At 66.1% G+C, this 401-nt stretch carries 1 pseudogene; it reads right to left on the bottom strand.

From position 1 onward, the window contains the following. Positions 1–401 (bottom strand): annotated as a pseudogene (locus E5W87_RS20830) (sugar ABC transporter ATP-binding protein); the annotation flags it as partial.

Below are 401 nucleotides of genomic sequence, written 5' to 3'. Positions count from 1 at the left end.
CCGCAGCGGCGAAGATCGCCAGCAGGAGGTCGGTTTGTCCATGGCCGGCAAGCCCGGCAAGGCCGATGATCTCGCCCGCATGCGCGACAAGCTCGTTGCCGTCCTGCTGACGTGCGGGGCGGGCCCGGACCCGCAACGGGCCGGTCTCCGGCTTTTGGGTCGCAATTTCGGCCGCGATCTTCTCACGCGCTTCCGCTCCACCCATGGTCGTCATCAGCCTGTCGCGATCGAAAACCTTTGCCGCGTCTGACGCGACGACCTTGCCGTCGCGCATCACTACGATGCGGTCGGCATTCCCGAGCACCTCGCCAAGAACATGCGAGATCAGGATGCAGCTCTTGCCCCCGGCGACAAAGCGCCGGACGAATGCCAGCAACTGGCCGGCCGTATGAGCGTCGAGC

The sequence above is a fragment of the Mesorhizobium sp. genome, from assembly GCF_004962925.1.
In the GTDB taxonomy this organism is placed as follows: Bacteria; Pseudomonadota; Alphaproteobacteria; order Rhizobiales; family Rhizobiaceae; genus Mesorhizobium.
This window is presented reverse-complemented; position numbering and strand designations above follow the sequence as displayed.